The sequence below is a fragment of the Phormidium sp. CCY1219 genome (assembly GCF_035615515.1).
GTDB lineage: Bacteria > Cyanobacteriota > Cyanobacteriia > Cyanobacteriales > Laspinemataceae > CCY1219.
Genome location: NZ_JAJENT010000203.1, coordinates 1 through 8,031 on the forward strand (window position 1 = coordinate 1; position 8,031 = coordinate 8,031).

At 47.5% G+C, this 8,031-nt stretch carries 8 protein-coding genes and 1 tRNA gene; 3 read left to right on the top strand and 6 right to left on the bottom strand.

Annotated features, from left to right (window positions below; translation table 11 throughout):
* Nucleotides 1-339: 339 nt before the first annotated feature.
* From LKK83_RS01365 to hisF, 3 genes are all read right to left on the bottom strand, one after another.
* Nucleotides 340-412: transfer RNA gene (locus LKK83_RS01365), tRNA-Ala, on the bottom strand.
* 168 nt (nt 413-580) lie between these two features.
* The gene (locus LKK83_RS01370; RefSeq protein WP_324628955.1) at nt 581-901 is read right to left on the bottom strand and encodes a hypothetical protein; all 321 of its coding nucleotides are present in this window, start codon (nt 899-901) and stop codon (nt 581-583) included.
* Between the two features lie 279 nt (nt 902-1,180).
* Nucleotides 1,181-1,948 (bottom strand): imidazole glycerol phosphate synthase subunit HisF, encoded by a 768-nt coding sequence (gene hisF / locus LKK83_RS01375; protein WP_324628956.1) that lies wholly within the window; start codon nt 1,946-1,948, stop codon nt 1,181-1,183.
* A gap of 193 nt (nt 1,949-2,141) precedes the next feature.
* Here hisF and petP point away from each other — a divergent pair, with 193 nt between their 5' ends.
* Both petP and LKK83_RS01385 read left to right on the top strand, forming a co-directional pair.
* Complete coding sequence (petP, locus tag LKK83_RS01380; RefSeq protein WP_324628957.1) at nt 2,142-2,342, top strand: cytochrome b6f subunit PetP; 201 nt, start codon at nt 2,142-2,144, stop codon at nt 2,340-2,342.
* A 94-nt stretch (nt 2,343-2,436) separates the two neighbouring features.
* On the top strand, nt 2,437-3,534 hold the full coding sequence (locus LKK83_RS01385; RefSeq protein WP_324628958.1) for a Get3/ArsA fold putative tail anchor-mediating ATPase NosAFP: 1,098 nt from the start codon (nt 2,437-2,439) through the stop codon (nt 3,532-3,534).
* A gap of 87 nt (nt 3,535-3,621) precedes the next feature.
* On the opposite strand, the gene LKK83_RS01390 is transcribed toward LKK83_RS01385, so the two are convergent.
* From LKK83_RS01390 to LKK83_RS01400, 3 genes are read right to left on the bottom strand one after another with little or no spacing between them, the layout of a single operon-like run.
* Nucleotides 3,622-4,608, bottom strand: a complete 987-nt coding sequence (locus tag LKK83_RS01390; RefSeq protein WP_324628959.1) for a hypothetical protein — start codon at nt 4,606-4,608, stop codon at nt 3,622-3,624.
* A gap of 3 nt (nt 4,609-4,611) precedes the next feature.
* Complete coding sequence (locus LKK83_RS01395; protein ID WP_324628960.1) at nt 4,612-5,574, bottom strand: MBOAT family O-acyltransferase; 963 nt, start codon at nt 5,572-5,574, stop codon at nt 4,612-4,614.
* Entirely contained in the window at nt 5,564-6,193 is a 630-nt protein-coding gene (locus tag LKK83_RS01400; protein ID WP_324628961.1) for a hypothetical protein, read from the bottom strand. Before LKK83_RS01400 ends, LKK83_RS01395 begins: the two co-directional genes overlap by 11 nt.
* A 399-nt stretch (nt 6,194-6,592) precedes the next feature.
* Between LKK83_RS01400 and chlG the strand changes: the two genes are divergently transcribed.
* Nucleotides 6,593-7,657, top strand: coding sequence for a chlorophyll synthase ChlG (gene chlG, locus LKK83_RS01405; RefSeq protein WP_324628962.1), 1,065 nt, complete (start codon nt 6,593-6,595; stop codon nt 7,655-7,657).
* Nucleotides 7,658-8,031: the final 374 nt, after the last annotated feature.

The following is an 8,031-nucleotide window of genomic DNA, read 5'->3' on the forward strand; positions in this document are numbered from 1 at the left end:
TCCTGGGAAAATAGCTCGGTGCCCGGTTAATTTTTACGCAAAGCCTCCTTCTTTTCTTGAAGGGGGCTTTGTTGTTTAAGTAAGCTTTCTTTCACGAGTAGTAGGGTGCATCACCGGTTCCAAGAAGTTTGTGCAATTTTCTTTTCTAACCTATTGGGGGGTACCCACCAAGCATTTCATTATTACTCCGGACATGCAATATTACTCCGGAGATGCAATTCTCCCACCAAGTAGGTGGGCTTGCCAATTTATTTGAGTAATACCTTTAAATCGACGATCGCTCCAACAAAAAAAATAGAAAGAGGGACAAGCAATTTGCTCGTCCCTCTTTATCTTTGATGGAGCTAAGCGGACTCGAACCGCTGACCCCCTCAATGCCATTGAGGTGCTCTACCAACTGAGCTATAGCCCCGTTCATTCAGTTGCTTTATTATAATGGCACGAATCTAAGTCATTTGTCAAGCACTTTTAAAATTTTTTTTTGACTTTTTTTTTTGGCTTGCCTGTCCCGGGCAATCATTCGGGGGGCTGGCGGAGGAAAGCTAGCCTAGAGATGGATCCGCAGTAAAGATTTCCCGCCTTAGGGCAGTAGAGGGCTGCGCCGATCGCCATCCATATAGCCATCCATATAGGCATCCATATAGCCACCGTCTGTGGTTTCGGAATATTCCACAGGCCATGCCTCAATCCAAGGGCTAACGCTAACTGCGCTTACCGAGTCATAGGAAGACTCTCCTAACCCGCGTTGGGCCATTTCTTTTACATATAACATATAGTCCCCCATCAGAAAATAGACAGCCATCATAGCGGCTGCAGCCATCGCCACCAAGGTTCCTGCCAACATCAGGGAGAACTCGCTCTGATCGAAAGCTTGCTGCATCAGGTGCAGTGCCCAAGCCACCAAAGCTATGACTATTATGAGTATGAGGATCATAACTTTACATATATCGCGCGAAGACTTTACATATTTTAACATATTCTCAGATTAAGCGAGGGAACCTTAAGAAAAAACCGAGGGGTGGGATCGGGCAGTGAAAACGCCCTCAATTCCAGACCCCATAAGGCTTACAGCGCACAAAAAAGGCGCTCTGAGCGATCGCCCACCGTGAAAACTTCATATTATTTTCACAGTTGGCAGATTCGCCAAAGCGCCTCAAAATGAGAAAGTCAAGACCCGAAACTATTGCCGCACGGGAACTTGATGGGTTGCCAGGTAAGTTTTAATTTCGGCAACGCTGAGTTGACCGTAATGTAGTAAAGACGCCAGAAGCGCCGCTTCTGCCTTCCCTGCACTCACCGCTTCATAAATATGCTGACAGTTGCCGGCACCGCCAGAGGCAATTACCGGAATTTCCACGCGATCGGCAATAGTGCGCGTCAATTCTAAGTCATATCCCGCTTGCGTGCCATCCGCATCCATGCTAGTCACCAGCAATTCCCCAGCGCCGCGAGATTCCACTTCTTGCGCCCAAGCGATCGCATCTAACCCGGTATTTTCGCGACCGCCGCGCACGTAAACGTCCCACCCCGGGTTCTCCGGATCCTTGCGGCGACGGGCATCGATCGCCACCACAATACACTGATTGCCAAAGCGATCGCTCGCTTCATCGATAAACTCGGGATTGCGAACCGCCGCTGAGTTAATACTCACCTTATCCGCCCCAGCTCTTAACAATTTTTTAATCGTTTCTAAGGATTGAATCCCACCCCCCACCGTCAGGGGGATAAACACCTTTTCGGCGGTGCGGTAAACCACATCAATAATAATGTCCCGGTCTTCGTGGGTGGCGGTGATATCCAGAAACACCAATTCATCGGCACCGGCATCATTATAAACCTGCGCCAGTTCCACCGGATCCCCAGCATCTTGGAGGTTGACAAAATTCACCCCCTTGACCACGCGACCCGCATTCACATCCAAACAAGGCAAGATTCGTTTTGCAAGCATAGTTGATTGTCAAGAATAAACACTCGATCCAACAAAATTTTTCCCGCAGACCCACAAGCCCCTAACGCTTCATCCCGGTGGTGTCCCCTTCCTCCAACTCGCTGACGAATCAAATCAGAAGAGTTGGGATAGAAGCCAAGCCCTGATAAACTGTGGAATGGTTTACAACGATCGCAAACGCACAGGATAGCAAATGGAAATCGGTCAAAAGGTCAAAGTCTGCCGCCTCAGAGAGAAATTGTCCGCCGATATGGTGAATAAAATCAAGCAAAATCCCGTCGGTACCGTAAAAGGGTTCAAAATGACAGACGGGAGTGGGGTTGGTGTCGTCGTAGAATTTGACAGCGGCATATCCACCTGGTTCTTTGAAGATGAGGTGCAACCCGTTCAGTAGGGGCGATCGCGGAATTTGGCAGTGCTAATCCCAGCCTGCCACCGCGAGGAAGGATTAACATAAGACATGCTTCAAGTGGGAACCAAAAAAACCAATGGCTCTGATTTTGACCTTTCTGGGTAAAGGTGGTACGGGTCGAACCACGATCGCGATCGCCGCTGCTAAGCGCTTCGCCGCCGAAGGTAAGCGCGTCCTCTTAGCGGGACAAGACACCAGTCCTGCCTTGAGTTTACTCCTCGGCACTACCCTCACCTGCGACCCCCAACCCATAGCTCCCAACCTCAAAGCAGTACAGTTTGAATCCACTACCCTGCTGCAACGAAGCTGGGAACAGCTCAAAAAACTGGAAGCGGAATACATCCGCACCCCCTTCTTCAAAGAAGTCTACGGCGAAGAACTGGGCATTTTGCCCGGAATGGATAGCGCCCTCGCCCTAAACGCCATCCGCGAATACGACGCCGCTAACGAATACGATGTTATCGTTTACGATGGCAAAAGCGATAAAGAAACCCTGCGAATGCTGGGAATGCCAGAAATGCTGAGCTGGTACATTCGCCGTTTCCGAGGGGTTTTAGCCGAGTCCGAACTAGGCAAAGCATTGTCCCCCTTCGTCCAACCCGTCACCAGCGCAGTTTTGAATGTCGGCTGGTCGATGGAGAATATCGGGGGAAAACCTGCCGACGAAGCAAACCAGTTGCTCGATCGCGGCAAACAAGCGGTATCCGATCCCAATCGGGTGGTAGCCTATTTAGTCACCTCCGGCGATCGCCTTGCTGTCGCCAGCAGTCTTTATTTGTGGGGTAGCGCCCAACAAGTGGGTTTAACCGTAGGCGGCGTGATTTGCAACCTCTCTCCCGTCACCGAACAAGTGGCAGAACAGTTTTCTCCCCTGCCCGTAAGCTGGGTGCCTCATCGGGAAGGAGACGACTGGCAACCCCTCCTGGATGCTTTACCAGACTTCAGCAAAGCCTCAGGGGCACCGCGCCCGATTGAGGTGGATGTTGCGACCAGCCAAGTGCGGTTATTTTTACCCGGATTTGACAAAAAACAAGTCAAATTAACTCAATATGGTCCAGAAGTGACAATAGAAGCGGGAGATCAGCGGCGCAATATCTTTTTGCCCGCACAACTGAGGGGCAAGCCGGTGAAAGGAGCTAAATTTCAACAGCAATCCTTGATTATTTCCTTTTAATTGGGTGAGCGATCGCTTCAGTGTAGCGATCGCCCCCTTTTGCGCCGAGAAAAAACCAATCTACCAGAGACAATTAGCTCAACGATGCTATTGAGCTTCTCGCAGGGGTGCTAAATAGGGCAAGAGTAAATCGATGGTTTGTCGGGTTCTGTGACGGGTACCGCGATCGTGAAGATGATAACTGGTATCGTAAAACATTGATTTGTCGTACATAAAGTCTTCGGGTTCGCCGAGAACCGGGACACCGATTTCTTGATAAAAATCTTTGATACTTTGAAAATATTCTTGTGATTTAGCTTCTTGATAGACATCAAACCCAATGGTATTCGGCCAAGTGGCGATTACCTGAATTTGATTTTCTCTAGCCCATTCTACAAATTTCCGGATGCTTTTCATTCCGGAAGTCGAGCGGAGGTAGCCTTGCAATTCCATCGGCTTTTCCTCAGCAACGATATGGATTAAGTTCGAGGTAATGTTCGCTTCTTTATTTTTTTTAATATCTCCATACTCATTCAAAAATAAATTGGTATTTTCCCGGGGTTCCGAGTTGAGGTAATAGATGGTTTTGTTAATCATACCATTTAGCAAACGCGGAAAAGAAGTGCCTAAAACGAAACGTATTTGCTGGAAAGGATTGAGGGACAGTAAATAGCTTGGATTGGAAGCTACTACATAGTCTATAAATACATTATTTAGCGTATCCCTTTGTTTGTAAAAATGATATTCAAGCGGCAGAAGAACGATATCTGTTGGTTTAGCTAACGAGCGCGCTTTCCTAAAGATGTAATCCGTACCTAGTGTTCCATGAGTGGCTGCATTTACACAGGGTACTCCAGTCTGTGCGGCAACTGCCTCGCAGCTAATGCCATAGAGTGCATTGGAACCCGCAACGACGATTAATTTAGGCGTATCGATTGAGCGAGCAATTCTCTCTTTATTTACATAAATATTGTCGATCCAAGCTGAAATTTTTGTTGTTTGAACTCCTAGTTGGTAGAAAAATGCTAATAGGAAAATAATCCAGCAAATTAAGAAACTGGAAACAAGTAAACGTAAATATTTTAAATACCGCATAGGTCAAAAATTAAAATACAAAAACTCGCTTTGAGAAGCGGTAAAAAAAGTTTTTACGACGATAAAAGCCGCAATACCCATGACAATTCCGAAAGTCGAATTTGGTTGCCATTTTAGGTGCTTTAATGAAGAATCTTCCTCAGAGTGGCGAAGAATGACATCTTTACTCTGAATGGGATTGTACTCTCTCATCCACTGGTAAACGTTGGGACAGAGTAATGCGATCGCGAACAGAATCAGAGACCAAACATAGGTTAAAACGAACTGTTTTTCAGCAACTGATGTAAATTTCACACCCCAACTTTCGAGTAAGGGTTTGAGAGAACCGAGTGCCTCGGCGATCGCCAACGGAATGGAAACACCATTTCCACCCACCATCCCTTTCAATAATACCAGTGCCGCTTCCAAGTTACTCGCTCGAAAAAACACCCAAGCGATCGCCACAGCGACTAAGGTAATGAAACTGCCGATCGCCCGACTCCACCCGTGATTTCCTTGGCGAGCGCGTCCCAATTTTTTGCACAGCGATCGCCATTGGTTGTTAATGATTAAATAAACGCCATGTAACCCTCCCCATAACACAAATGTCCAACCCGCACCATGCCAAAGTCCCCCCAACAGCATGGTAATCATTAAATTGATATAGCGGCGAATTTCCCCTTTCCGATTGCCACCGAGGGGAATGTAAAGGTAATCGCGCAAAAAGTTAGAAAGGGTGATATGCCATCGCCGCCAAAAGTCGATGATACTGGTTGCTTGGTAGGGGGAATTAAAATTAATGGGAAGTGTGATACCAAACATCAATGCGGCACCGATCGCCATATCGGAGTAACCGGAAAAATCATAGTAAAGTTGTAATGAATAGGCCAATGCCCCTCCCCATGCCTGAAAAAATTCTACTGGTATATCCCGCGCTGCATCCCGAAATACTGGCGTGGCATAGCGAGCGAGATTGTCAGCAAACATCACTTTTGAATAATCCGGCAATAAAAATGGTAATTCCTATGGTAAACTTTTCCCAGTTAAAGCGATAAATGGCTCGATCATACAACTGGAAAATCATTTGTTTGTGATGGACGATAGGTCCGGCAATGAGTTGGGGGAAAAAGCTGACAAAAACCCCGTACTTCAATGCACTGTATTCTTGAGTTTCTCCTCGGTAAACATCGACCAAATACGCGATTTGCTGAAAGGTAAAGAACGAAATACCCAAAGGCAGAATTACTTGTCTGCTCGGTTCCCAACTGGTACCCAAAACATCATCAACGCTGGCGATAAAAAAGTTCGCATATTTGTAATACCCAATAATGGCCAAATTAGCGGCAATGCCAACAATTAATAAAACCTTTTTGCCGATGGGTCTATTAATCTTGTGGCTTAATCCCCAACCAATCGCATAGTTGAACCCTATCGAACCTATCAGTAACAGGAGGTATGGGGGATTCCACCAGCCATAGAAAAAGAAAGAAGCCGCTAACAGAGCGACGATCGCCCAATTGTAATATCCTCTTCTGCCGATTTGATAAAAACTAATGAGCGCAATGGGTAAAAATCCCAAAATAAACTCTAAAGAGTTAAATAGCATAGGATTTCACTGTTAATGTCTCAATTTAACCAGCCGCTGCACTGTCTATTTGTTAAATATTCTTGACAATACATATAAGCCTTGAGGGAGTGGCGATCGCCTTTCTCGATACTCGGGAGTTAGCCAACATCCACTTTTTTTACTTGCATATATTAACACAACTTTTTCGGAATCGGTCAACCCAACATAATTTTTAACATTCACCCCATCAACCCACAGGCTGTCCCCGAGGCTGCGTAGCACTTTTGTAGCGATAATATCAGCGGGTAATTTAGAGCATCGGTACTCCAAGTGGGATCCAAATCCGTGCTTTTTGCCTCTCCCAGTCATAAAATTGATGTCAGGTTGCATAATAAACTAGATCCACTACTGGACGAAACGAAAATTTCATCCCCTGATATGTCTAACCCTTCTGCACCTGAGTCCAATCTGTCCCAGTCTCCAGAACAAGCGCCGCCTGAAGGGGCGGGCGAGACTGCAACCCAACCCGCTACCGACGCTGCTGCCCCCAACCGCAGTGCCAAAACGCGGCAGATGTTGGGCATGAAAGGAGCCGATGTCAAAGAAACCTCCATTTGGAAGATACGGCTGCAACTGATGAAACCCATCACCTGGATCCCGTTGATTTGGGGGGTGGTATGCGGTGCCGCCGCTTCGGGTAACTACCAGTGGAAACTCGAGCATGTGTTAATCGCTGCCGCCTGCATGTTGCTTTCCGGCCCCTTGCTGACAGGCTATACCCAAACCCTGAATGATTTCTACGATCGCGATTTAGACGCAATCAACGAACCCTATCGCCCGATTCCCTCCGGGGCCATCTCAGTGCCCCAAGTCATCACCCAAATTTGGGTGTTGCTACTGGCAGGAATTGGCATTGCTTACGCCTTAGATACCTGGGCGGGGCACGAATTTCCCACCATCACCGTCCTAGCGATCGGTGGGTCTTTCCTCTCCTACATTTATTCTGCGCCGCCGCTGAAACTGAAGAAAAACGGGTGGTTGGGCAACTACGCCCTGGGTGCGAGTTACATCGCCCTGCCTTGGTGGGCGGGACAAGCCCTGTTTGGCGAAATCGGTCCAACAATTATCATCCTCACCCTCATCTACAGCATTGCCGGCTTGGGCATCGCGATCGTCAACGACTTCAAAAGTGTCGAAGGCGACAAACAACTGGGTTTGCAATCCTTGCCCGTGATGTTTGGTGTGGGCACAGCGGCTTGGATCTGCGTGTTAATCATCGATATCTTCCAGCTAGGCATTGCCGGCTATTTGGTTAGCATTCACCAAAACCTGTACGCGGCGATTCTGATTTTGCTGGTCATTCCGCAAATCACCTTCCAGGACATGTATTTTCTCCGCAATCCCCTGGAAAATGATGTCAAATACCAGGCATCTGCTCAGCCGTTTCTCGTACTCGGAATGCTCGTCACTGCTTTAGCGATCGGCCAAAACCCAATTACCTAAATTAAAATCATGGCGGCACCAACAGCCGTCGAAGCGAAACTCGAGGAGCGTTCCACTGTGAGGGGTGGACGGATGATGCGGCAGGTGGAAAACGACTCTGCCTAGGCTATCATCTGCCACCCCTCGCCCCATGCGCGATCGCAGTGAACCTGAAACACTCGCCGGAAATTAGAGATTGGGGCAGAAAACAGAACCAAAGCATTGAAAACCAACCCGATTTAACCATGAACCAACTCGATGAAACCTTTACAAACCGTTCTCAAAATACTCCTAACGGCTTGAGAATGTCGATCGCGATTTTACGAAAGAAAAACGAGAGTTTGAAAGCTACGTTTTTTAAAACGTAGATGAAAAACGAACGGCGACTTTAGTCG

Excerpts from the sequence above, each read along its gene's own strand:
- hisF (WP_324628956.1), bottom strand. The coding sequence starts at position 1,948 with ATGCTTGCAAAACGAATCTTGCCTTGTTTGGATGTGAATGCGGGTCGC.
- petP (WP_324628957.1), top strand. The coding sequence starts at position 2,142 with ATGGAAATCGGTCAAAAGGTCAAAGTCTGCCGCCTCAGAGAGAAATTG.
- LKK83_RS01385 (WP_324628958.1), top strand. The coding sequence starts at position 2,437 with ATGGCTCTGATTTTGACCTTTCTGGGTAAAGGTGGTACGGGTCGAACC.
- LKK83_RS01390 (WP_324628959.1), bottom strand. The coding sequence starts at position 4,608 with ATGCGGTATTTAAAATATTTACGTTTACTTGTTTCCAGTTTCTTAATT.
- LKK83_RS01395 (WP_324628960.1), bottom strand. The coding sequence starts at position 5,574 with ATGTTTGCTGACAATCTCGCTCGCTATGCCACGCCAGTATTTCGGGAT.
- LKK83_RS01400 (WP_324628961.1), bottom strand. The coding sequence starts at position 6,193 with ATGCTATTTAACTCTTTAGAGTTTATTTTGGGATTTTTACCCATTGCG.
- chlG (WP_324628962.1), top strand. The coding sequence starts at position 6,593 with ATGTCTAACCCTTCTGCACCTGAGTCCAATCTGTCCCAGTCTCCAGAA.